This is a genomic window from Mesorhizobium sp. B4-1-1 (genome assembly GCF_006439375.1).
In the GTDB taxonomy this organism is placed as follows: Bacteria; Pseudomonadota; Alphaproteobacteria; order Rhizobiales; family Rhizobiaceae; genus Mesorhizobium.
This window is the reverse complement of record NZ_VFTH01000018.1, coordinates 47,668-69,887: the sequence shown is the minus strand read 5'-3', so window position 1 is coordinate 69,887 and position 22,220 is coordinate 47,668. Positions and strand designations below refer to the sequence as shown.

At 64.6% G+C, this 22,220-nt stretch carries 19 protein-coding genes; 11 read left to right on the top strand and 8 right to left on the bottom strand.

All coding sequences use genetic code 11. The features are described from left to right. Window positions 1–369: 369 nt before the first annotated feature. The gene (locus FJW10_RS22975; RefSeq protein ID WP_140901749.1) at window positions 370–1,638 is read left to right on the top strand and encodes a cyclopropane-fatty-acyl-phospholipid synthase family protein; all 1,269 of its coding nucleotides are present in this window, start codon (window positions 370–372) and stop codon (window positions 1,636–1,638) included. A gap of 12 nt (window positions 1,639–1,650) precedes the next feature. On the opposite strand, the gene FJW10_RS22970 is transcribed toward FJW10_RS22975, so the two are convergent. Further along, window positions 1,651–2,412 carry an MOSC domain-containing protein gene (locus FJW10_RS22970; protein WP_140901748.1) on the bottom strand — a complete coding sequence of 254 codons (762 nt, stop codon included), beginning with the start codon at window positions 2,410–2,412 and terminating at the stop codon, window positions 1,651–1,653. After that, window positions 2,412–4,367, bottom strand: coding sequence for an acetate--CoA ligase (gene acs, locus FJW10_RS22965; protein WP_140901747.1), 1,956 nt, complete (start codon window positions 4,365–4,367; stop codon window positions 2,412–2,414). Before acs ends, FJW10_RS22970 begins: the two co-directional genes overlap by 1 nt. Window positions 4,368–4,669: 302 nt before the next feature. Between acs and FJW10_RS22960 the strand changes: the two genes are divergently transcribed. Continuing rightward, window positions 4,670–4,942 carry an usg protein gene (locus FJW10_RS22960; RefSeq protein WP_140646989.1) on the top strand — a complete coding sequence of 91 codons (273 nt, stop codon included), beginning with the start codon at window positions 4,670–4,672 and terminating at the stop codon, window positions 4,940–4,942. Between the two features lie 293 nt (window positions 4,943–5,235). Here FJW10_RS22960 and FJW10_RS22955 read toward each other — a convergent pair whose 3' ends face one another. Then, window positions 5,236–6,270: an aldo/keto reductase gene (locus FJW10_RS22955; RefSeq protein WP_140901746.1), complete on the bottom strand. Its 1,035-nt coding sequence runs from the start codon at window positions 6,268–6,270 to the stop codon at window positions 5,236–5,238. A gap of 40 nt (window positions 6,271–6,310) precedes the next feature. Beyond that, window positions 6,311–7,498, bottom strand: coding sequence for an MFS transporter (locus FJW10_RS22950; protein WP_140646455.1), 1,188 nt, complete (start codon window positions 7,496–7,498; stop codon window positions 6,311–6,313). A gap of 123 nt (window positions 7,499–7,621) precedes the next feature. On the opposite strand from FJW10_RS22950, the gene FJW10_RS22945 reads away from it, so the two are divergent. After that, on the top strand, window positions 7,622–8,527 hold the full coding sequence (locus FJW10_RS22945) for a LysR family transcriptional regulator (protein ID WP_140704384.1): 906 nt from the start codon (window positions 7,622–7,624) through the stop codon (window positions 8,525–8,527). Window positions 8,528–8,594: 67 nt separating this feature from the next. Here the strand turns inward: FJW10_RS22945 and FJW10_RS22940 are convergent, their stop codons facing one another. The 3 genes from FJW10_RS22940 to FJW10_RS22930 form a co-directional block, all read right to left on the bottom strand. Then, window positions 8,595–9,644 carry an aldo/keto reductase gene (locus FJW10_RS22940; protein WP_140901745.1) on the bottom strand — a complete coding sequence of 350 codons (1,050 nt, stop codon included), beginning with the start codon at window positions 9,642–9,644 and terminating at the stop codon, window positions 8,595–8,597. 134 nt (window positions 9,645–9,778) lie between these two features. After that, window positions 9,779–10,183 carry a hypothetical protein gene (locus tag FJW10_RS22935; RefSeq protein WP_140901744.1) on the bottom strand — a complete coding sequence of 135 codons (405 nt, stop codon included), beginning with the start codon at window positions 10,181–10,183 and terminating at the stop codon, window positions 9,779–9,781. 134 nt (window positions 10,184–10,317) lie between these two features. Next, window positions 10,318–10,980 carry a YggS family pyridoxal phosphate-dependent enzyme gene (locus FJW10_RS22930; RefSeq protein ID WP_140832765.1) on the bottom strand — a complete coding sequence of 221 codons (663 nt, stop codon included), beginning with the start codon at window positions 10,978–10,980 and terminating at the stop codon, window positions 10,318–10,320. Window positions 10,981–11,271: 291 nt separating this feature from the next. Here FJW10_RS22930 and leuS point away from each other — a divergent pair, with 291 nt between their 5' ends. Next, window positions 11,272–13,899: a leucine--tRNA ligase gene (gene leuS, locus FJW10_RS22925; RefSeq protein ID WP_140901743.1), complete on the top strand. Its 2,628-nt coding sequence runs from the start codon at window positions 11,272–11,274 to the stop codon at window positions 13,897–13,899. Beyond that, complete coding sequence (gene lptE, locus FJW10_RS22920) at window positions 13,886–14,467, top strand: LPS assembly lipoprotein LptE (RefSeq protein ID WP_140901742.1); 582 nt, start codon at window positions 13,886–13,888, stop codon at window positions 14,465–14,467. The genes leuS and lptE overlap by 14 nt, the downstream gene beginning before the upstream one ends. Window positions 14,468–14,779: 312 nt before the next feature. Here the strand turns inward: lptE and fsa are convergent, their stop codons facing one another. After that, window positions 14,780–15,436: a fructose-6-phosphate aldolase gene (gene fsa, locus FJW10_RS22915; RefSeq protein WP_140832770.1), complete on the bottom strand. Its 657-nt coding sequence runs from the start codon at window positions 15,434–15,436 to the stop codon at window positions 14,780–14,782. Between the two features lie 90 nt (window positions 15,437–15,526). Between fsa and FJW10_RS22910 the strand changes: the two genes are divergently transcribed. The 6 genes from FJW10_RS22910 (at window position 15,527) to FJW10_RS22885 (ending at window position 22,174) form a co-directional block, all read left to right on the top strand. After that, window positions 15,527–17,710 (top strand): primosomal protein N', encoded by a 2,184-nt coding sequence (locus FJW10_RS22910; RefSeq protein WP_140901741.1) that lies wholly within the window; start codon window positions 15,527–15,529, stop codon window positions 17,708–17,710. A gap of 33 nt (window positions 17,711–17,743) precedes the next feature. Further along, entirely contained in the window at window positions 17,744–18,439 is a 696-nt protein-coding gene (locus FJW10_RS22905) for an aspartate/glutamate racemase family protein (protein WP_140901740.1), read from the top strand. A 95-nt stretch (window positions 18,440–18,534) separates the two neighbouring features. Next, window positions 18,535–18,930, top strand: coding sequence for a DUF4345 family protein (locus FJW10_RS22900; protein WP_140832775.1), 396 nt, complete (start codon window positions 18,535–18,537; stop codon window positions 18,928–18,930). Window positions 18,931–19,165: 235 nt separating this feature from the next. Then, window positions 19,166–19,726 (top strand): F0F1 ATP synthase subunit delta, encoded by a 561-nt coding sequence (locus FJW10_RS22895; RefSeq protein ID WP_140901739.1) that lies wholly within the window; start codon window positions 19,166–19,168, stop codon window positions 19,724–19,726. Continuing rightward, window positions 19,726–21,255, top strand: coding sequence for a F0F1 ATP synthase subunit alpha (gene atpA / locus FJW10_RS22890; protein ID WP_140646477.1), 1,530 nt, complete (start codon window positions 19,726–19,728; stop codon window positions 21,253–21,255). Before FJW10_RS22895 ends, atpA begins: the two co-directional genes overlap by 1 nt. Before the next feature lie 34 nt (window positions 21,256–21,289). Then, window positions 21,290–22,174, top strand: coding sequence for a F0F1 ATP synthase subunit gamma (locus FJW10_RS22885; RefSeq protein ID WP_140901738.1), 885 nt, complete (start codon window positions 21,290–21,292; stop codon window positions 22,172–22,174). Window positions 22,175–22,220 lie beyond the last annotated feature (46 nt).

Genomic DNA, 22,220 nt, shown 5'->3' with positions numbered 1-22,220 from the left:
CCGCTTCTTGACGAAGCCGGCGGCCTTCCGTGTTTCCGTCCATGACGCGGCTTCTGGCGGCAGCCCCATCGGGCTACCTGCCGCGCGTCTCGCGCCTTAACGGGAAGACTGCTTCCCGAAAGTGCAATCCGCAGAGCTCACGTTATGGAAAACGAAATCACTCGACATCGGATCACCTCCTTTCAGTTCGTTGAAGACACTCAGATGATGGGGTGTGTCGCGGCAAAAGACAAGATGACGCGACGGAATGGTCATGCCTCCACCCGGGAAACCTGCTCTTGCGGTGCTTTTGCGCAACAGATCGGGATTGCGGTCCACAGGCCGGTGGACGACAGTGCGCCTCTGGGGGCGACATATCGGGAGGTGGGAATGGACGCCGCCGACAGAGCAGCGCGGATCGTACGCAAGGTCGTCGAAACGCTGAAGCCGGGTTTTGCGGTCCGGCTGTGGACCGGCGAGCGGATCGGCCCCGCCAGCGGTCCGGTGCTTGCCATCAACGATCAGGACATCGTCTGGCAACTGGTTCGCCGGCCGACCTTCTCGACGCTGGTGGAGATGTGGATTTCCAAGACCGTCGATATCGAAGAGGGCACGCTGTTCGATTTCTATGCCCTGCCTTCGCAAGGCAAGCTCAAGACGAAGCTCAAATCCCTGCCCAAGCTGGCGATCCTGCGCGACCTGCCGGCTGTGCTGTTTTCGCGCAAGCAGATGACGGCGCGCAGCGACCTTTCCGGCCGCAAGCCTTTCGTCAGCGGATCGAACAAGGAGGCGATCCAGCACCATTACGACATTTCGAATGATTTCTACCGACTCTTCCTCGACGAGCGCATGGTCTACAGTTGCGGCTATTTCCACGATTTCGCCAATGGCATCGACCAGGCGCAAGTCGACAAGCTAGACCACATCTGCCGCAAGCTCAGGCTCGAGCCCGGCGAAAGGCTGCTCGACATCGGCTGCGGCTGGGGCGCGATGCTTATCCATGCGGCGAAGAATTACGGCGTCTTCGGCCATGGCGTCTCGCTGTCGCAAGCCCAGACCGACCTTGCCCGCGAGCGCATTCGCGCCGAGGGGCTGGAGGATCGCATCACCATCGAGATAAAATCCTATGCCGAACTCTCAGGCACGTTCGACAAGATATCGTCGATCGGCATGTTCGAGCATCTGGGGCTCGCCAATCACGAGGCCTACTTCTCGACCGTCCATCGACTGCTGAAACCCGGCGGGATCTATCTGCATCACGCCATCACCAGGCGCAGCAAGGGCGACATCCGCAAGACGCTGCGCAAGGGGCCGGAATACAAGGCCCTGATCAAATACATCTTTCCTGGCGGCGAGCTCGATACGATCGGCATGACGCTCGGCAATCTCGAGGCGCACGGCTTCCTCGTTTATGACGTGGAGAACCTGCGCGAGCATTATGCGCAAACCTGCCGCCTGTGGGCGGAGCGTCTGCATGCGCGCTTCGACGAGGCGGTCGCCGAGGTCGGCGAGCCCAAGGCGCGGCTGTGGCTGCTCTATCTGACGGGTTGCTCGATCACCTTCCAGCGCGCCTCGGCGCAGATTTTTCAGACTGTCGCCACCAGGCGCGCCCGCGGCCCGAGCGGCCTGCCACCGACACGGGCGGATTTGTACAGGTAGACCCGGCCCGCTTCAGTCCATCAAGCGCATCGGCGCGCCGATCCCGATCCGCGCGGGCCGGTCGACGGTGCAGTAGACGCCGAGATTGTGGGCGTTGTGGCGCACCAGGTTGCGCAGGATGCCGGGATCGGTGTCGAAACCGTCCTGGGCGATGATGGTGAAGCCGCAGCGGCGGCAGGGCTCGGAGACGGTGAGCTCGAGATCGCCGACCGCGAGTTTCCTGCCGATCCATTCCGTCTCCGGAAAGGCGCCTTCGACCGGGTCCATATTGACGACGATGTTGGGCCGGAAGCGGCGCGGATCGGGTGTGCCCTCGGGATGCAGCGCCTTCAGCCGGGACAGCGAGGCGGTGGTGAGCAGATGGATCGGCGCCTTGGCGTAGCGGGCCTCGATCAGCGGACCGGCATAGGAGGGCGCCGCGTTCTGCGCGCCGAATGGTCGGATCGCTGCCTCGAAGCCGAGGAAGGCGGATACAGCGCGGTTGCTTCGAGGGTCTGGCGCCGGCAGCCAGCCGCCGCCGGGCACGGCCACTTCGAGCCGCCATTCCTTGCTCATCGGGTCCTCGCTCAACCGGGTGCGGATCAGCGGCACCTTATGCCATCTGGCCTCGCGGTCGGGCCTGGCGATCTCGCCGTCGGAAACATCGACCAGTCCGAACAGCCGGTCGCCGTCGACGGTCTTCAGCCCGACGGAGATGGCATCGAGCCGCTCGCCGGCGAGCGAACTCGCCGGGTAGCGCCAGAGCTGGCTGACGGTGCCGAGATCGCCGGTCATCAGCCCTTCTTGTTCTGCCGGTTGGCGACGAGGTCGTCGACCACGGCCGGATCGGCGAGCGTCGAGGTGTCGCCCAGCGCGCCGAAATCGTCCTCGGCGATTTTGCGCAGAATGCGGCGCATGATCTTGCCGGAACGGGTTTTCGGCAGGCCGGGCGCGAACTGGATCTTGTCGGGCGAAGCAATGGCGCCGATCTCCTTGCGGACATGCGCGATCAGTTCCTTGCGCAGCTCCTCGCTCGGCTCCATGCCCTTCATCAGGGTGACGTAGCTGTAGATGCCCTGGCCCTTGATGTCGTGCGGGTAGCCGACGACAGCGGCTTCCGACACTTTCTCGTGGCTCACCAGCGCCGATTCGACTTCCGCCGTGCCCATGCGGTGGCCGGAGACGTTGATGACGTCGTCGACGCGGCCGGTGATCCAGTAGTAGCCGTCGGCGTCGCGGCGGCAGCCGTCGCCGGTGAAGTACTTGCCCTTGTAGGTCGAGAAATAGGTCTGCACGAAGCGGTCATGGTCGCCATAGACGGTGCGCATCTGACCGGGCCAGGAATCGGTGATGCAGAGATTGCCGTCGGCGGTCCCTTCGAGCACCTTGCCCTCGCCGTCGACCAGTTCCGGCTTGACGCCGAAGAAGGGCCGTGTCGCCGAGCCTGCCTTGAGGTCGGTGGCGCCTGGCAGCGGCGTGATCAGGATGCCGCCGGTCTCGGTCTGCCACCATGTGTCGACGATCGGCACCTTGCCGTTGCCGACGACATTGAAATACCACTCCCAGGCTTCCGGATTAATCGGTTCGCCGACCGAGCCCAGAACGCGCAGCGATTTGCGCGATGTCTTCTTCACCGGGTCGTCGCCAGCGCCCATCAGCGCGCGCAACGCCGTCGGCGCGGTGTAGAAGATGTTGACCTGGTGCTTGTCGATGACTTCCCAGAAGCGCGACTGCGAGGGATAGTTCGGCACGCCTTCGAACATCAGCGTCGTGGCGCCGTTGGCCAAGGGCCCGTAGACGATATAGCTGTGGCCCGTCACCCAGCCGACATCGGCCGTGCACCAGTAGATGTCGCCGTCATGGTAGTCGAAGACATATTGGTGCGTCATCGAGGCATAGACGAGATAGCCAGCCGTGGTGTGCAGCACGCCCTTCGGCTTGCCGGTCGAGCCGGAGGTGTAGAGGATGAAAAGCGGGTCTTCCGCCTTCATCTTCTCCGGCTTGCAGTCGGCCTTCACCGTGGTGATCTCGTCGTGGTACCAGACGTCGCGACCGGGCGCCCAGCCGACCTTGCCGCCGGTGCGGCGAACCACCATGACCTTCTCGACCTTGGTGCCGGCCTTGGCGGCGATCTCAATCGCCTTGTCGGTATTGTCCTTGAGCGGAATCGGCTTGCCGCCGCGCAGGCCTTCATCGGCGGTGATGACGAAGGTCGATTCGCAGTCGACGATGCGGCCGGCCAGCGCATCAGGCGAAAAGCCGCCGAAGACGATCGAATGGATGGCGCCGATGCGTGCGCAGGCAAGCATCGCATAGGCGGCTTCCGGGATCATTGGCATGTAGATGGTGACGCGGTCGCCTTTCTTGACGCCGTGCTTCTTCATCACATTGGCGAGCCGGCAGACATGCGCGTGGAGCTCGTTGTAGGTGATCTTCTTGTCGTCGTAAGGGTTGTCGCCCTCCCAGATGATGGCGGTCTGGTCGCCGCGCTTCTTCAAATGCCGGTCGATGCAATTGTAGGAGACGTTGGTCAGCCCGTCCTCGAACCACTTGATCGAGACCTTGCCGTCGAAGGAAGTGTTCTTGACCTTGGTGAAAGGCTTGAACCAGTCGATGCGCTTGCCATGCTTGCCCCAGAACTTGTCCGGGTTCTTCACGCTGTCGGCGTACCATTTGAGATAGGTATCGTTGTCGATCAACGCGTTCTTCTTCCACGCCGGCTGGACGCGGTGGACATGCACATCGGACATTTTTCAGCTTTCCTCCGGGACCGTTGCGCCGGCTTGAAACGCCGACGGCATCGCGGCGAAGCGGCCGCGAATTCGAGGCATTATTAACAGTTCCGCCGTGACGGCAATATTAGACGTTGGATTCGCGCGGCGGGATGACGCGGGGTTAAGCGCTAGAGCTATTAGCACTCTCGCTTCACGGCTGCTAACCGCCTGTTTTAACGGCAAAAATTTTGAAGAAGCTCGAAGAAATCCATAGACAGTTAAGCAACCGTGCGCACAATTCAGCGTTGGGAGGAAGGAGAATCAACCAAGGAAACGCAATGCGCGACAATTCCGAAATGGACCTGATGCTCAAGGGGTATGGGCTGACCACGGCCAAGATCCTTTACCACTACCCGGACCACCCGCACCTGTTGCAAAGCTTTGTCTGGCAGGATTACGACATAGCTCCGAAATTCCCGGTGCTGATCCGCTTCATCGAATTCTGGAAAACCAAGCTCGACGGACCGCTGCACTCGGTCACCTACACGCATCACAAGCTGATCGCACCGAATGAGTGGCGGAAGGTGGATGGGGAGTTCCTGGTACATTAGGTGCAGGTTTTATCGATCGTCAGTGATTGGCGGAAATGCCCGTCGCTTCGTCATCCACGGGCGAAGCAAGGAGCGAAGCGACGCGGCGCAGACCCGAGGATCCATTCCGTGACTTCGAAGCGTTGCGGCGATCCAGAATTCTGCTCCGCGCGCTCGGCGATCAAGGTAACGGCATGGATCCTAGGGTCTTCGCGACGCCGCTTCGCGGCTGCTTCGCCCGTGGATGATGAAGCTCGGAGGTGGCAGCCAATCGCGAACGTTCACGCTCGCCCTGATAGGGACGGGTCGACACGTCACACCGCTGGCGGGTTCAGCCGGGCGAAGCCTTCCTGGCGCCGATAGGGGAAATACGGGTAGGGCGCCGTCACCGCGCTCGCTTCATCGAGCGCCTTGATCTGCTCGGGCGTCAACGTCCAGCCGGCGGCGCCTAGGTTCTGCCGCAACTGCTCCTCGTTGCGCGCGCCGATGATCACCGACGACACGGTCGGCCGCTGCAGCAGCCAGTTGATGGCGACCTGTGGCACGGTCTTGCCGGTCTCGGCGGCGACCGCTTCAAGCGCATCGACCACCTTGAAAAGATGCTCGTCCTCGACCGGCGGACCGAAGCTGGCGGTGTCGTGCAGCCGGCTCTTTTCCGGCAAGGGCTGTCCGCGGCGGATCTTGCCGGTCAGCCGGCCCCAGCCGAGCGGGCTCCATACCAGCGCGCCGACGCCCTGGTCGAGGCCGAGCGGCATCAGCTCCCACTCATAGTCGCGGCCGACCAGCGAATAGTAGACCTGATGCGCGACATAGCGCGGGTAGCCGTGCTTTTCCGCCAGGCCGAGCGACTTCATCACCTGCCAGCCGGAGAAGTTTGAGACGCCGACATAGCGCAGCTTACCTTGGCGCACGAGGTCGTCCAGCGTCGACAGCACCTCCTCGACCGGTGTCGAGGCGTCGAAGGCATGGAGCTGCAAGAGGTCGATATAGTCGGTGCCGAGGCGCTTCAGCGCCACGTCGACGGAGCGGATCAGGCGCGACCGCGACGAGCCCCAGTCGGCCGGGCCGTCGCCCATCGGCAGGGACGTCTTGGTCGAGATTAGCACCGCGTCGCGGCGGCCCTTGATGGCCTCGCCAAGCACCTCTTCCGAGGCGCCGTTCGAATAGACATCGGCCGTGTCGAAGAGATTGACGCCCGCCTCCAGGCAGATGTCGACCAGCCGGCGCGCCTCCTTGGCGTCGCTGTTGCCCCAGTGGCCGAAGAGCGGGCCGGAGCCGCCGAAGGTACCGGCGCCGAAGGAAAGCGCCGGCACTTTCAGGCCGGAGGCGCCGAGAGGTCGATAGTCCATGATTTTTCTCCTTGGGATGTCGAAGGCGGAATTCGGCCGCTCAGCCCTGCGCCGTGACCGGCTTGCCGATGGCGCGGCCGCGTTCGAGGCGCAGCGCCACGAGCACCACGCCGAGCGCGGCGAGCGGCACCAGGCCGGCAACGAGAGGGACGGCGCCGAGGCCGGGGCCGTGATCGATGACGAAGCCGCCGAGCCAGGCGCCGATGGCGTTGCCGAGATTGAAGGCGGCGATGTTGAAGGAAGACGCAAGGCCCTGGCCGGCGCCCTTGGCCTTCTCCAGCACCCACATCTGCAGCGGCGCGACGGTGGCGAAGGCGGCGGCGCCCAGCAGGCCGACGGCGACGACCGCCGCGACCGGCTGATGGATCGCCGCGGCCATGAGGAACAGCACCGCCGACAGCGCGACCAGCGTGCCAATAACCGTCGGTACCAAATGCCGGTCGGCGAGGCGTCCACCGAGCAGGTTGCCGGCGACCAGTCCGCCGCCGAAGACCAGCAGGATCGGCGACACGGCTCCCTCGGAAAAGCCGGTGACGCGGGTGAGGATCGGCGCCAGATAGGTGAAGGCGGCAAAGACGCCGACCCAGCTCAGCACCGTGGTCAAAAGGCCAAGCAGCACCGGCCGGCGGCCGAGCACGGCAAGCGTGCCTTCGGCGCTTTCCGCCTCGTCCGTGGCGGCCGGTTCGTCGCGCGGCACCAGCAATGCGATCACGGCGAAGGCGACGACGCCGACCAGCGTGACGGCGAGGAAGGCGGAGCGCCAGCCATAGGCCTGGCCGAGCCAGGTGCCAAACGGCACGCCGAGGATGTTGGCGACGGTGAGGCCGGTGAACATCAGCGCGATGGCCGAAGCCTTCCTGTTGGGCGCGACGAGGCTGGTCGCGACGACCGAGCCGACGCCGAAGAAGGAAGCGTGGGCGAAGGCGGTTAGCACGCGCGCCGCCATCAGCGTCCAGTAGTCGGGCGCCAGCGCACAGGCGAGGTTGCCGACGGTGAAGACAACCATCAGGGCAAGCAGCAGGGTCTTGCGCGGCAGACGGCCGGTCAAGGCGCCAAGCAGCGGCGCGCCGACGACGACGCCCAGCGCATAGCCGGAAATAAGCAGGCCCGCGGCCGAGATCGACACGCCGAGATCGGCGCTGACATCGAGCAGCAGGCCCATGATGACGAATTCGGTGACGCCGATGCCGAAGGCGCCGGCGGTGAGGGCATAAAGAGCGAGAGGCATGGCTGCGGTCCGGTTGATCAGGAAGGGGAGGCCCAAAGCCCGCGCCCCGGGCGGAAGATCGTGATCCGCCAAGCTGTGAACCAGCCTTGCATCAGGCATACTTTCTGTGAAATAGATTCACGAATGGCGAGGCCCGAGATCAACCGCTCCGGCGAGATCGAAGTGTTCGTCCGCGTCGTCGAGGCGGGCAGCTTCTCGGCCGCGGCGCGGGCGCTGCGGATGACGCCGTCGGCGGTGAGCAAGCTGATCGCGCGGCTTGAGGCGCGGCTTGGCGCACGGCTCATCAGCCGCTCGACACGCAAGCTGCAGCTGACGCCGGAAGGGGCTGCCTTCCATGACAGCGGCCTGCGCATCCTCGCCGATCTCGACTCGGCCGAGCGCGAAGCGGCGGCGGGTGCAGCGCCGCGAGGCCGGCTTAGGGTCAATTCCTATGTGCCGTTCGGCCAGCACCGGCTGATGCCGTTGTTGCCGCGCTTCCTGGAGAATTATCCCGAGATTTTCGTCGAAGCCGTGCTGACCGACAGTGTGATCGATCTTCTGGAAGAGCGCGCCGATGTCGCTATCCGCGCCGGGCCGCTACGCGAGTCACGCCTGGTTGCGCGCAAGCTCGGCCAGAGCCGGATGGTCCTGGTCGCGTCGCCTGCGTATCTTGAAGCACGCGGCACGCCACGCGCATTGTCCGACCTCGCTCGCCACAACATGCTGGCCTTCGGCTTCGCCAGGCATATCGAGGGCTGGCCCTTTGTTGATGCGACAGGCAAATCGATCATCATGCCGATTGTCGGAAACATGTCGCTCACCGACGGCGAAGCGATGCGGCGAACGACGCTGGCAGGAGCCGGCATAGCGCGGCTGGCGCGCTGGCATGTCGAGCCCGACATTGCCGCCGGACTGCTCGTGCCGTTGCTCGAGGAGTTCAATCCTGGCGACGAGGAGCCGACACATGCTGTCTATGTCGGTCATGGCAAGCATCTGCCGGCACGGGTGCGGGCTTTCCTCGACTTTCTCGCGGAGACCGTTCGTCTCTGAAACGGAAAAGCCGCGCGTCCAAGGACACGCGGCTCCCGAAGGACGTCGGCTTGCTTGCGAAGACGGATTACGCCTTCGGCACGAACGGCGCCGGGCGCCGGCCGGCGCCTTGCCGCTCCAGCATCCAGCCGGGATATTCGGCAGGCAGCGCGCTCACCTCATCGAGCCTCGCAAGGTCGTCGGCGTCGAGCTTCAAACCGGTCGCGGCGAGGTTCTGCTCGAGTTGGTCCATGCGGCTGGCGCCGATGATGACGCTCATCACGAAAGGCTTTGCCAGCACATAGCCAAGCGCCACGGTGGCGACGCTGACATCGTGTTTTTTGGCAACCTCGCGCATGCCGGCGACCGCCGCCCAGGCGCGGTCCTCGTTGACCGGCGGGAAGTTGAAGGAAGCGCGGCGGCCCTCGCCATTGCCGGGCGCGCCGGGGCCATATTTGCCGGAGAGCAGTCCGCCCGCCATCGGCGACCAGACCATCAGGCCGAGCTTCTCTTCGTTGATGAGCGGCACGATCTCGCGTTCGAGATCGCGGCCGGCGATCGAGTAATAGGACTGAATGGTCTCGAAACGAGCAAAGCCCTTGCGCTCGGCAATGCCGAGCGCCTTGGCGATGCGCCAGGCCTGCCAGTTGGAGACGCCGACATAGCGGACCTTGCCGCTGGCGACGAGATCGTCGAGCGCGCGCAGCGTCTCGTCGATCGGCGTCACCGTGTCGGTGCCATGCAGCTGGTAGAGGTCGATATGATCGGTCTGCAGCCGCTCCAGGCTGCGGTCGACCGAATCCATGATGTGGCCGCGCGAGGAGCCGCGCTCGTTGGGCCCGTTGCCCATGGCGCCATGCACTTTGGTGGCGATGATGACGTCCGAACGCTTGACGCCGAGGTCCTTGAGCGACTGTCCAAGCAGCTGCTCGGACTGGCCGAATGAATAGACGTCGGCCGTATCGAAGAAATTGACGCCGGCGGCGATCGAGCGGCCGACGATTTCGTTGACGCCCTTCTGGTCGAGGCTGGCGATCAGCCCCCATTGGGCATTCTCGCCGGCGGCGCCGAAGGTCATGATGCCGAGGCAGAGCTCGGAAACGAACAGGCCGGTGTTGCCAAGCTGGTTATAGCGCATGGTGAGCTTTCCCCGAGAAAAGGATTGAATGACATCGGGGAAATAGGAACGGTCCGTTTCGTTTCAAGCGCGGGCGCAAAGAATATCGACCGGTCGGCGGGCCGGTAACGAGATCGTGACGATTGCCAGGGCGCTCAGCTTTCCACCAAAGCGAGGATCGCGAAGGCAGTCATGCCGAATGCGACGGCGGCAAGGGGCAGCAGGATTTCGATCGTCGCCGTGCTGGCCTTCACCGGGCTCTCGCCGGTGTCGAAATCGCCTGCCAACCAGTCGGCGAGCGTCGTGGGTCTGCCGGCAGCGCTGATCCGGTGATGACGCCAGACACGGCCGGCGATGGCCGGCAACACGACCGACATGACGATGAATCCAGTTACGACGAACAGCAAATAGTCGTCGGCGCCGCTGCCCGCGAAGCCGATCCAGGCCGACAATGCATAGCAGGCCGCAAGTCCAATCATGGCGAAATAGACCCAGCGGTGCAGCCCGCGGGAGACTTGCCGGTTTTGCATGGTGTGCTGGCTGTGGCATGTGGCGGTCATAGGGACCTCCTTTGCTATGAAAGGAGCCACTTGCTTCCTGTGCACGGAGCTAGCGCCAGGATTCTAGGCGACAATGCGGTGGTGTGACGCGGCCGGCCCAAGGAAAGGCCTACGCTTCCCAGAGGCGCTCCTTGCTACCGGCTGCCGAAGATCGCCGAGCCGACCCTGACGCTGGTCGCGCCGAAGGCGACGGCGGTTTCGTAGTCGCCGGACATGCCCATCGAAAGCTTCGCGACACCCGCTTCGCGAGCGAGCTTCTCCAGCAGCGCGAAATGCGGGCCAGGATTCTCATCGGCGGGTGGGATGCACATCAGGCCTTCGATGGCGAGGCCGTGCACGTCGCGGCAGCGCTTGACGAAGGCGACCGCGTCGCGCGGCTCGATGCCGGCCTTTTGTGGCTCGGAACCGGTATTGACCTGGACGTACAGCTTCGGCGCGCGGCCTTGCCTGGCGATCTCCTTGGCAAGCTCCGCGGCGATCTTCTCGCGATCGACGGTCTCGATGACGTCGAAGAGAGCGACGGCTTCCTTGGCCTTGTTGGACTGCAGCGGGCCGATCAGATGCAGCTCCAGATCGGCGGATGCCTCTCTCAGCGCCGGCCATTTTCCCTGCGCTTCCTGCACGCGGTTCTCGCCGAAGACCCGCTGGCCGGCCTCGATGACGGGGCGGATGTCGTCGGCCGCGAAGGTCTTCGACACTGCCACAAGCGTGACGGCGCCGGGCTCGCGCTTGGCCTCGCGTTCGGCGCCGGCGATCCTCGCCTTGACCGCGTGGAGCTGCTCTACGGCGCTCGTCATGCCACTATCCTGCCTATAGTTTTTAACGCCGACGCCGGCTCACCGCAGTTGACGGGTCCGGCAATCCATGGTGAACACCGCGACGACATTGTCTCGGCTGCCGGCCTAGGCGTGTCGATATTCAGGTGATGCCGGCCTGCAAATGCCGGTTTCCTGCGCTTCCGGTGCTCACGTACTTTAAGTACGCTCCGCTCCGGTTCTCGGAACCCGCCATTTTCGGCTCGGCCTGACCTGAATATCAACACGCCTTAATCCAGCACCGCGCACCTGCTTTTAAGTGAAAAACATCCGATGGCAACCGAACGTTACAATCCGCGCACCTCAGAGCCCAAATGGCAGAAGGCCTGGGCCGAAAAGAAGCTGTTCGAGGCCCGCAACGACGACCCGAAGCCGAAATATTACGTGCTCGAGATGTTCCCCTATCCGTCGGGCAAGATCCATATCGGCCACACCCGCAACTACACGATGGGCGACGTGGTGGCGCGCTACAAGCGCGCCAAGGGTTTCAACGTGCTGCACCCGATGGGCTGGGATGCGTTCGGCATGCCGGCCGAAAACGCCGCCATGCAGAACAAGGTCCACCCCAAGGACTGGACCTATGAAAACATCGCCGTCATGCGCGAGCAGCTCAAGATGATGGGCCTGTCGCTCGACTGGGCACGCGAGTTCGCCACCTGCGACGTCGACTATTACCACCGCCAGCAGATGCTGTTCCTCGACTTCGTCGAGAAGGGGCTGGTGACGCGCAAATCCTCCAAGGTCAACTGGGATCCGGAGGACATGACGGTGCTCGCCAACGAGCAGGTCATCGACGGCCGCGGCTGGCGCTCGGGCGCGCTGGTCGAGCAGCGCGAGCTGACGCAGTGGTTCTTCAAGATCACCGACTTCGCGCAGGACCTCTTGGACTCGCTCAACGGGCTCGAAGAGTGGCCGGAAAAGGTCAAGCTGATGCAGCACAACTGGATCGGCCGCTCGGAAGGGCTGCTGATCCGGTGGCCGCTGGCGGCGCCGGTCGGCGACACGAACGAACTGGAAGTCTACACGACCCGGCCCGACACCATCTTCGGCGCCTCCTTCATGGCGGTCGCCGCCGACCATCCGCTGGCGAGAAAAGCCGCCGAGACCAATGTCGAGCTGGCCAAGTTCGTCGACGAGGTCCGCCACATGGGCACCTCGGTGGCGGCGCTCGAGACGGCTGAGAAGAAGGGCTTCGACACCGGCATTCGCGTCGTCCATCCGTTCGACGAGAGCTGGACGCTGCCGGTCTATGTCGCCAATTTCGTGCTGATGGAATACGGCACCGGCGCCATTTTCGGCTGCCCGTCGGGCGACCAGCGCGATCTCGATTTCGCCAACAAATACGGCCTGCCGGTGATCCCGGTGGTGATGCCGGAAGACGCCGACGCGAACACCTTCCAGATCATCGAGGAGGCCTATGTCGACGACGGCGTGATGATCAATTCGCGCTTCCTCGACGGCATGAAGCCCGAGAAGGCTTTCAACGAAGTCGCGAAGCTGTTGGAAGAAAAGACGATCGGCGGCCGGCCGATGGCGGAGCGCAAGGTGAATTTCCGCCTGCGCGACTGGGGCATCTCGCGCCAGCGCTACTGGGGCTGCCCGATCCCGATGATCCATTGCGAGCATTGCGGCGTCGTGCCGGTGCCGAAGGCCGACCTGCCGGTGAAGCTGCCCGACGACATCGAGTTCGACCGTCCGGGCAACCCGCTCGACCGTCATCCGACCTGGCGGCATGTCAAATGTCCGCAATGCGGCCGCGATGCGCGGCGCGAGACCGACACGATGGACACCTTCGTCGATTCGTCCTGGTATTTCGCGCGCTTCACCGCGCCCTGGGCGAACGAGCCGACCGAGCCGAAAGCGGCCGACGAATGGCTGGCGGTCGACCAGTATATCGGCGGCATCGAGCACGCGATCCTGCATCTGCTCTATTCGCGCTTCTTCACCCGCGCCATGCGCGAGACCGGCCACCTCGATCTGGCCGAGCCGTTCAAGGGCCTGTTCACGCAAGGCATGGTCGTGCACGAGACCTACCGCGTCGGCGGCCCGTCCAACAACGGACGCTGGCTGTCGCCGAGCGAGGTCAGGCTCGAGGACGTGGGCGGCAAGCGCCGCGCCGTCGAGATCGCCACCGGCGAGGAGGCGACGGTCGGCGCGCTTGAGAAGATGTCGAAGTCGAAGAAGAACACGGTGAGCCCGGAAGAGATCACCGACGGCTACGGCGCCGACACCGCCCGCTGGTTCATGCTGTCGGACTCGCCGCCAGAGCGCGACGTCGAATGGACCGACGACGGCGCCGCCGGTGCGCACCGCTTCGTGCAGCGCGTCTGGCGCCTGGTGCAGATCGCGGCCGAGCAGCTTGCCGGTGTGAAACCGGCGGCGGCGACGGATGGCGAGGCGGGCGCCGTGTCCAAGGCCGCGCACAAGATCCTGAAGGCGGTCGGCGAGGATATCGAGAAGCTCGGCTTCAATCGGGCGATCGCGCGTATCTACGAGCTGGCCAACGCGCTGGCGACGCCGCTCGCCGACGTTGCCGAGGGCAAGGCCGATGCCGCGCTGAAAGGCGCCTGCCGCGAGGCGGTGGAGATCCTGGTGCATATTATCGCGCCCGTCATGCCGCATCTGGCGGAAGAGTGCTGGCAGGAGCTCGGCGGCGCCGAGATGGTCGCCGAACGGCCCTGGCCGGTCTACGATCCTGCTCTGGTCGTCGACAACGAGATCGTGCTGCCGGTACAGGTTAACGGCAAGAAGCGGGGGGATTTGACAATTGCGCGCGACGCGGATCAAGGTGCCGTCGAAAAAGCGGTGCTGGCCCTCGACTTCGTGCAAAAAGCACTGGAAGGTAAGGCCCCGCGCAAGGTGATCATCGTGCCGCAGAGAATCGTCAATGTCGTTCCCTGATCCGGTGAAGTCAGAAGCGGCCCGCCTGCGCGGCCGCTTGGCGGTCTGCGGCATGGTCGCCGCGCTGGCGCTGGTCTCGGCCTGCACCGTGCGGCCGCTCTATTCCAACCAGCCGCTGTCGCCCGGATCGCGGCTCAGCGCATCCGCCGAGCTCGGCTCGATCTCGATCAAGCCGGTCAACACCCGCTACGCGCAGCAGGTGCGCAACAACCTGATCTTCGCCTTCGGGCAAGGCTCGGGCGAGCCGGCCTCGCCGGCCTACACGCTCGATCTCGGCGTCACCGAGCTCGTCGAATCGGCGGCCATCGTGCAGGTGCAGACCCAGGAAGACGAGCCGACGGCGGGCACGGTCACGCTGACCGCCAATTACGTGCTGCGGGACACCGCGACCAACACGGTGATTGCCGTCGGCAAGCGCTCCATCCCTTCGTCCTTCGACCGGCCGCGCCAGGAATTCGCGGCCTACCGCGCACAGATCGACGCCGAGAACCGGGCCGCGCGCGAATTGGCCGACCTTCTGCGGCTGTCGATCGCGCAGGACCTAGCCAAGCACGGCAAAAGGGCCTAGTTCCTCGCCGGGGATTGGCTGAAGCCTTCCGAACTTCGTCATCCTAGGGCGGAGCAGCCGCGAAGCGGCGTCGCGACGCTCGTATGTCACGGAATGGATCCTCGGGTCTGCGCGCGTCGCTTTGCTCCTTGCTCCGCCCGTGGATGACGATCGCGATGGGCGTCCCGGCCAATCGCAAAGGCATGTGACTTGCCGAGGCATAGACACTTCGCCACGAAAAAAGGCCGGTTGCCCGACCTTCTTCGCTACTTTTTGCCTTGTGCAATTCCGGACGGAAAATCGTTACGCACTTTTCCTGGAACTGCTCCCGCCTCAGCCGATCTTCTGGCCGGTCTTGGCCCAATCGGCGAGGAACTGCGCGAGGCCCTTGTCGGTCAGCGGGTGATTGACCAGCGCCTTCAGCGTCGCCGGCGGCGCCGTGACGACATCGGCGCCGATCAGGGCGGCCTGCTTGACGTGGTTCACCGTGCGCACCGAGGCGGTCAGGATCTCGGTCTTGAAATCGTAATTGTCGTAGATGGTGCGGATTTCCGAGATCAGCTCCATGCCGTCCGAGCCGGTGTCGTCGATGCGGCCGACGAAGGGCGAGATGAAGGAGGCGCCGGCCTTGGCGGCCAGCAACGCCTGGTTGGCCGAGAAGCAGAGCGTCACGTTGACCATGCGGTTCATCTCGGTGCGGATGGTCTTGCAGGCCTTCAGGCCGTCGAGCGTCAGCGGTACCTTGATGGCGATATTCGGCGCGATCTTGGCCAGCACCTTGGCTTCGGCCATCATGTCCTTGTACTCGGTCGCCACGACCTCGGCCGAGACGGGACCTTCGACGATGTCGCAGATCTGCTTGGTGACGTCGATGATCTTGCCACCCGATTTCAGGATCAGAGACGGGTTGGTGGTGACGCCGTCGAGCAGCCCGAGATCGTTGAGCTCCTTGATTTCCTTGATGTCAGCGGTGTCGACAAAAAATTTCATGGCGGTCTCCTTGGGGATTGCCGGGCGCCAGCCAGGCAGATGCGAGGGTCCCCTTTGATCTAGACCAAAGTCAGGGCAAGGTCACGCCTGATGATGGAAGATTCGCCCTTTGTCGCAGCCGCGCCCGTGCTGGTGCCGATGCCGGCCGAACGGCCCTACACCTATGCCGTGCCGCCGGGCATGCGCGTGGTGCCGGGCTCGATCGTGCGCGTGCCGCTCGGGCCGCGCCAGGTCGCGGGCATCGTCTGGGACGGCGCCGTCGAAACCGTCGATGCGAGGAAACTGCGGCCGATCGAGGAAGTGTTCGACTGCCCGCCGATCGATAGGGCGATGCGCCGCTTCGTCGACTGGATCGCGCAATACACGCTGTCGGCTCCCGGCATGGTGGCGCGCATGCTGCTCAGAGCGCCCGAGGCCTTCGACCCGGAGCCGTGGATCGAAGGGCTGCAGCGCACGCTGGCCGAACCGGACCGGTTGACGGATGCGCGGAGGCGCGTGCTGGAGACGGCCGAAGGCGGACTTGCCTGGACGCGCTCCGGGCTGGCGCATGCCGCGGGCGTGTCCTCGACCGTCATCGACGGATTGCGGGCACAAGGCGTGTTCGAGACGGTGATGATCCCACCGCGTCCGGTGGTGGCGGCGCCTGATACCAGCCATGCCGTGCCGGAGCTGATGCCGGACCAGAATGTCGCGGCGGAGAAGCTGCGGGCGGCAATCGCGGCCGATACTTTCAATGTCACCCTTCTCGACGGCGTCACCGGGTCGGGCAAGACGGAAGTCTATTTCGAGGCGGTTGCGGCTGCGCTCGACAAGGGCAGGCAGGTGCTGATCCTTTTGCCGGAAATCGCGCTGACGCATGCGTTCCTCGAACGTTTCCAGGACCGGTTCGGCGCCAAGCCGGCGGAGTGGCACTCCGACCTGCCGCCCCGGATGCGCGAACGTGTCTGGCGGCAGGTTGCGGAAGGCGGCGTGCGCGTCGTCGCCGGCGCGCGCTCGGCGCTGTTCCTGCCGTTCAAGGAACTCGGCCTGATCATCGTCGACGAGGAGCACGATCCCGCCTACAAGCAGGAAGACCGCGTCTTCTACAACGCGCGCGACATGGCGGTGGTGCGCGGCCATATCGGTACTTTCCCGGTCGTGCTCGCCTCGGCGACGCCGTCGGTGGAAAGCCGGGTCAACGCCAGCCAGGGCCGCTACGACCGGGCGGTGCTGTCGTCGCGCTTCGCCGAGGCGGCGCTCCCCGACCTGAAGTCGATCGACATGCGGCGCTCGCCGCCGGCGCGCGGCGGTTTCCTGTCGCCAGTCTTGCTGGAGCAGATGCAGCGCACGCTGGAGAGGAAGGAGCAGTCGCTGCTCTTCCTCAACCGGCGCGGCTATGCGCCGCTGACGCTCTGCCGGGTCTGCGGCCATCGCTTCGGCTGCCCGGTCTGCTCGGCCTGGCTGGTCGAGCACCGGTTTCGCGGCCAGCTCGTCTGCCATCATTGCGGCCACAATGAGCGGCGGCCGGAGGCCTGCCCCGAATGCGGCACGCTCGACCATCTGGTGGCCTGCGGCCCCGGCGTCGAGCGCATCGCCGAGGAGGTGGTGGCGCATTTCCCCGATGCCCGCACCATCGTGCTGTCCTCCGATCTTCTGGGCGGCGTGCGCCGTCTGCGGCTCGAACTCGAGGCCGTCGCCAATGGCGAGGCCGACATCGTCATCGGCACGCAGCTCGTCGCCAAGGGTCACAACTTTCCCGGCATGACGCTGGTCGGGGTGGTCGATGCGGATCTGGGGCTCGCCAATGGCGATCCGCGCGCCGCCGAGCGCACATTCCAGCTGCTCAGCCAGGTGACGGGGCGCGCCGGCCGCACCGGCAAGAAGAGCCTCGGCCTCTTGCAGACCTACCAGCCGGATCATCCGGTAATGCGGGCGATCGTCTCGGGCGATTCGGAAGCTTTTTACGAGCGCGAGATCGCCGAGCGCGAGCGGGCGGCGCTGCCGCCCTTCGGACGGCTCGCCGGCATCATCGTCAGCGCCGCGACACGGGGCGAGGCGGAAAACCATGCGCGGGGGTTACGGCGCGCGGCGCCGCAGGCTTCCGACCTCTTCGTGCTCGGGCCGGCCGAAGCGCCGCTGTCGCTGATCGGCGGGCGCCACCGTTTCCGCCTGCTGATCCAGGGCGAGCGGCGCGCCGACATGCAAGGCTTCATTCGCGCCATGCTGGCCGAGGGGCCGAAGCCGCGCGGCTCGGTCAGGGTGCAGGTCGACATCGACCCGCAGAGCTTCCTATAAGCGAGAGAGACAGTCCCAACGGAGTGCTGGCTCATGAAAACCCTTGGCCTCATCGGCGGCATGAGCTGGGAATCGACCGCCATTTACTATCGCCTGCTCAACGAGATCGTGCGCGAGCGGCTGGGCGGTCTGCACTCGGCGAAGCTGCTCCTGTGGTCGTTCGATTTCGCCGAGATCGCCGAACGGCAGCATGCCGGCGACTGGGAAGGCGCAGGCGCTCTTCTGGTGGAAGCCGCGCGCAGGCTGGAGGCGGGCGGCGCCGAGGGCCTGGTGATCTGCACCAACACCATGCACAAGCTCGCCGACGCGGTGCAGGCGGCCATATCGATCCCGCTTATCCATATCGCCGACGCCACGGCGCATGCCGTCGTCGATGCCGGCGTGAAGCGGCCGGCGCTGCTCGCGACGCGCTTCACCATGGAGCAGGATTTCTACAAGGGTCGGCTTGCCGACAAATACGGCCTCCAGCCGGTGGTGCCGGACCAGGCCGGCCGCGACATGGTGCACCGGGTGATCTATGACGAGCTTTGCCAGGGCATCGTCAAAGGCGAATCGAAATCCGCCTATCTCGACGAAGTCGGCCGGATGCGGCGCACCAACGACGTGGACGGCGTCATCATGGGCTGCACCGAGATCACCATGCTGATCGGCCAGGGCGATTTCGACGTTCCGGTGTTCGACACGACGCGGATCCATGCCGAGGCCGCGGTCGATTTCGCACTCGCTTGATGCGCTGTACCTAATGTGCCCGCCATCCTCTGGCGCGGTTTCATTCCCTCGCTAGAATGCCGGTGTTTCAGAACAAGAAATACGAGGGGGATTTTATGGACTTCGCGTTTCCGTGGCCCGCGAGCCAGGGTGAATGGCTGGCCTGGTCGAGCGCCGTCGCGACCCTGGCCCTCGGCCTGTTCCTGTTCCTGGCGCCGGGGCTTGCGTTTCGCGCGCTGCGCCTGCAGCCAAGGCCGGAGAAAGCGGCGGCGATCGCCGAAGGACGCGGCCGCATGTCGGGCTTCTATCTCGGCGTCAGCCTGTGCTGCATCCTCCTGGCGCAGCCGCTGCTTTACATGGCGCTGGGCTTCTCCTGGCTGTTCACCGCCTTCGGCAGGCTCTTGTCGATGATGTCGGACAGCGCCAACACCCCTTTCAACTGGGTTTCGATCGTGGTTGAATTGGCATTGGCGGCGCTGCCGCTGGCCTTTGCCTTCGGCTTCGTGCCATGAATTCGGCGCTTGAGCTTGGCCTTCGCCGCCTGATGCGACAAAAGTGCCTGAAAACCATGCCGGACGATGCATTGCGGTCTTAAAAGGCCTGTGCTAGACGGCAATCGACTTTCGGCAGGGGATAGCGGAAGCCGCATCTCCGTGCTTGAAAATTTGTAATAAGGTCAAAGATTTAGCCAGAGTTTTTGCTCGCGCCAACAATCTGCGGCCTGTCAGACAAGAGAAAAGACGGTCCGTGGCCCAATCGTCATCGCCAATCTCAGCTGTCGCCGAACGCTATGCAGGCTCGCTATTCGAGCTCGCGCTGCAGGACAATTCAGTCGCCAAGGTCGAGGCCGACCTCGGCAGCTTCGAGGCAATGCTCAACGACAGCGACGATCTCTCGAGGCTGATCAACAGCCCGGTGTTCTCCAGCGAGGACCAGGCAAAGGCTATTGCCGCCATCGCCGACAAGGCCAAGATCACCGGCCTGGTCGGCAATTTCCTGCGCGTCGTGGCCAAGAACCGCCGCCTGTTCGCGGTGCCCGGCATGATCAAGGCGTTCCGCCGGATCGCCGCCGACCATCGCGGCGAGACGTCCGCTGAGGTCACCTCGGCGCATGCGCTGACGGCCGCGCAACAGGATGAACTCAAGGCGGCGCTGAAGGGCATCGCCGGCAAGGACGTGGCCATCGCCATGACCGTCGATCCGTCGCTGCTCGGCGGGCTGATCGTCAAGATGGGCTCGCGCCAGATCGATACGTCGCTCAAAACCAAACTCAATTCGCTCAAGCTTGCACTGAAAGAGGTCGGCTGATGGACATCCGCGCCGCGGAAATTTCCGCAATTCTGAAAGACCAGATCAAGAATTTCGGCAAGGAGGCCGAGGTCTCCGAAGTCGGTCAGGTTCTGTCCGTCGGTGACGGCATCGCCCGCGTCTACGGCCTCGACAACGTCCAGGCCGGCGAGATGGTCGAGTTCCCGGGCGGCATCCGCGGCATGGCGCTGAACCTCGAAGCCGACAATGTCGGCGTCGTCATCTTCGGTGCCGACCGCGACATCAAGGAAGGCGACACCGTCAAGCGCACCGGCGCCATCGTCGACGCGCCTGTCGGCATGGGCCTGCTCGGCCGCGTCGTCGACGCGCTGGGCAATCCGATCGACGGCAAGGGCCCGATCAAGGCAACCGAACGCAAGCGTGTCGACGTCAAGGCGCCCGGCATCATCCCGCGCAAGTCGGTGCATGAGCCGATGTCGACCGGCCTCAAGGCCATCGACGCGCTGATCCCGGTCGGCCGCGGCCAGCGCGAGCTGGTCATCGGCGACCGCCAGACCGGCAAGACCGCCATCATCCTCGACACGATGCTGAACCAGAAGTCGGTGCACGACAACGGCCCCGAGAAGGAAAAGCTCTACTGCGTCTACGTCGCCGTCGGCCAGAAGCGCTCGACCGTCGCGCAGTTCGTCAAGGTGCTGGAAGAGCGCGGCGCGCTCGAATATTCGATCATCGTCGCCGCCACCGCGTCCGACCCGGCGCCGATGCAGTTCCTGGCACCGTTCACCGCCTGCACCATGGGCGAATATTTCCGGGACAACGGCATGCATGCGCTGATCAGCTACGACGATCTGTCGAAGCAGGCCGTCGCCTACCGCCAGATGTCGCTCCTGCTGCGCCGCCCGCCGGGCCGCGAAGCCTATCCGGGCGACGTCTTCTACCTGCATTCGCGCCTGCTCGAGCGCGCCGCCAAGCTCAATGACGACAACGGCAACGGGTCGCTGACGGCGCTGCCGATCATCGAGACGCAGGCCAACGACGTGTCGGCCTACATCCCGACCAACGTGATCTCGATCACCGACGGCCAGATCTTCCTCGAAACCAACCTGTTCTTCCAGGGCATCCGCCCGGCGGTGAACGTCGGCCTGTCGGTGTCGCGTGTCGGCTCCTCGGCGCAGATCAAGGCGATGAAGCAGGTCGCCGGCTCCATCAAGGGCGAGCTCGCGCAGTATCGCGAAATGGCGGCCTTCGCGCAGTTCGGCTCCGACCTCGACGCGGCAACGCAGCGTCTGCTCAATCGCGGTTCGCGCCTGACCGAACTGCTCAAGCAGCCGCAGTTCTCGCCGCTCAAGGTCGAGGAACAGGTCGCGGTGATCTTCGCCGGCGTCAACGGCTATCTCGACAAGCTGCCGCTGAACCAGGTCGGCAAGTTCGAACATGGCCTGCTCAGCCACATGCGCTCGGCCGGCAAGGACGTGCTCGACGCCATCCGCAAGGAGAAGGCGCTGTCGGACGATTTGCGCGCCAAGCTCAAGGCCGAGATCGACGCCTTCGCCAAGACCTTCGCCTAACAACAAGCCGGACGCACGGGATCAGGTTTGAAGCATGCCTTCATTAAAAGACCTTCGTAACCGTATCGCCTCGGTCAAGGCGACGCAGAAGATCACCAAGGCGATGCAGATGGTCGCCGCGGCGAAGTTGCGTCGCGCCCAGGAAGCGGCGGAAGCGGCGCGTCCCTATTCCGAGCGCATGGGCGCGGTTCTGGCCAACATCACCCAGGCGATCGGCGGCGGCGGCGATGCCCCGGCGCTGATGACGGGCACCGGCAGGGACGATGTGCATCTGCTCATCGTCTGCACGGCCGAGCGCGGCCTGTGCGGCGGCTTCAACTCGCAGATCGCGCGACTCGCCCGCGATCACATCCGCAGGCTGCTGGCCGACGGCAAGCAGGTGAAGATCATCTGCGTCGGCAAAAAGGGCTATGACATCCTGCGCCGCGACTACGCTTCGATGATCCTCGAACGCGTCGACCTGCGCGAAGTCAAGACTCTCGGCTTCGTCAATGCCGATGCGATCGCGCGCAAGGTCATCCACCTCTTCAACGAGGGCGGCTTCGATATCTGCACGCTGTTCTATTCGCAGTTCAAATCGGTGATCAGCCAGATCCCGACGGCGCAGCAGATCATCCCGGCGGCACAGGCTGCGTCCGCCGCCGAGACGGGCAACGGCGCCACCGCTGTCTACGAATACGAGCCGGAGCCGGGCGAGATCCTCTCCGACCTCATCCCGCGCAACATCGCCGTGCAGATCTTCCGCGCGCTTTTGGAAAACGCGGCCGGCGAGATGGGCGCCAAGATGAGCGCGATGGACAATGCGACGCGCAACGCCGGCGACATGATCAACAGGCTGTCGATCACCTACAACCGCCAGCGGCAGGCGCAGATCACCAAGGAACTGATCGAGATCATTTCGGGCGCCGAGGCGCTCTAATCACGCGCCGCGCGGGACACCCGGCGGACGGCGTGAACAACGGATA

Coding starts and splice junctions, on each gene's coding strand:
- FJW10_RS22975 (WP_140901749.1), top strand. CDS start 370: ATGGACGCCGCCGACAGAGCAGCGCGGATCGTACGCAAGGTCGTCGAA.
- FJW10_RS22970 (WP_140901748.1), bottom strand. CDS start 2,412: ATGACCGGCGATCTCGGCACCGTCAGCCAGCTCTGGCGCTACCCGGCG.
- acs (WP_140901747.1), bottom strand. CDS start 4,367: ATGTCCGATGTGCATGTCCACCGCGTCCAGCCGGCGTGGAAGAAGAAC.
- FJW10_RS22960 (WP_140646989.1), top strand. CDS start 4,670: ATGCGCGACAATTCCGAAATGGACCTGATGCTCAAGGGGTATGGGCTG.
- FJW10_RS22955 (WP_140901746.1), bottom strand. CDS start 6,270: ATGGACTATCGACCTCTCGGCGCCTCCGGCCTGAAAGTGCCGGCGCTT.
- FJW10_RS22950 (WP_140646455.1), bottom strand. CDS start 7,498: ATGCCTCTCGCTCTTTATGCCCTCACCGCCGGCGCCTTCGGCATCGGC.
- FJW10_RS22945 (WP_140704384.1), top strand. CDS start 7,622: ATGGCGAGGCCCGAGATCAACCGCTCCGGCGAGATCGAAGTGTTCGTC.
- FJW10_RS22940 (WP_140901745.1), bottom strand. CDS start 9,644: ATGCGCTATAACCAGCTTGGCAACACCGGCCTGTTCGTTTCCGAGCTC.
- FJW10_RS22935 (WP_140901744.1), bottom strand. CDS start 10,183: ATGACCGCCACATGCCACAGCCAGCACACCATGCAAAACCGGCAAGTC.
- FJW10_RS22930 (WP_140832765.1), bottom strand. CDS start 10,980: ATGACGAGCGCCGTAGAGCAGCTCCACGCGGTCAAGGCGAGGATCGCC.
- leuS (WP_140901743.1), top strand. CDS start 11,272: ATGGCAACCGAACGTTACAATCCGCGCACCTCAGAGCCCAAATGGCAG.
- lptE (WP_140901742.1), top strand. CDS start 13,886: ATGTCGTTCCCTGATCCGGTGAAGTCAGAAGCGGCCCGCCTGCGCGGC.
- fsa (WP_140832770.1), bottom strand. CDS start 15,436: ATGAAATTTTTTGTCGACACCGCTGACATCAAGGAAATCAAGGAGCTC.
- FJW10_RS22910 (WP_140901741.1), top strand. CDS start 15,527: ATGATGGAAGATTCGCCCTTTGTCGCAGCCGCGCCCGTGCTGGTGCCG.
- FJW10_RS22905 (WP_140901740.1), top strand. CDS start 17,744: ATGAAAACCCTTGGCCTCATCGGCGGCATGAGCTGGGAATCGACCGCC.
- FJW10_RS22900 (WP_140832775.1), top strand. CDS start 18,535: ATGGACTTCGCGTTTCCGTGGCCCGCGAGCCAGGGTGAATGGCTGGCC.
- atpA (WP_140646477.1), top strand. CDS start 19,726: ATGGACATCCGCGCCGCGGAAATTTCCGCAATTCTGAAAGACCAGATC.
- FJW10_RS22885 (WP_140901738.1), top strand. CDS start 21,290: ATGCCTTCATTAAAAGACCTTCGTAACCGTATCGCCTCGGTCAAGGCG.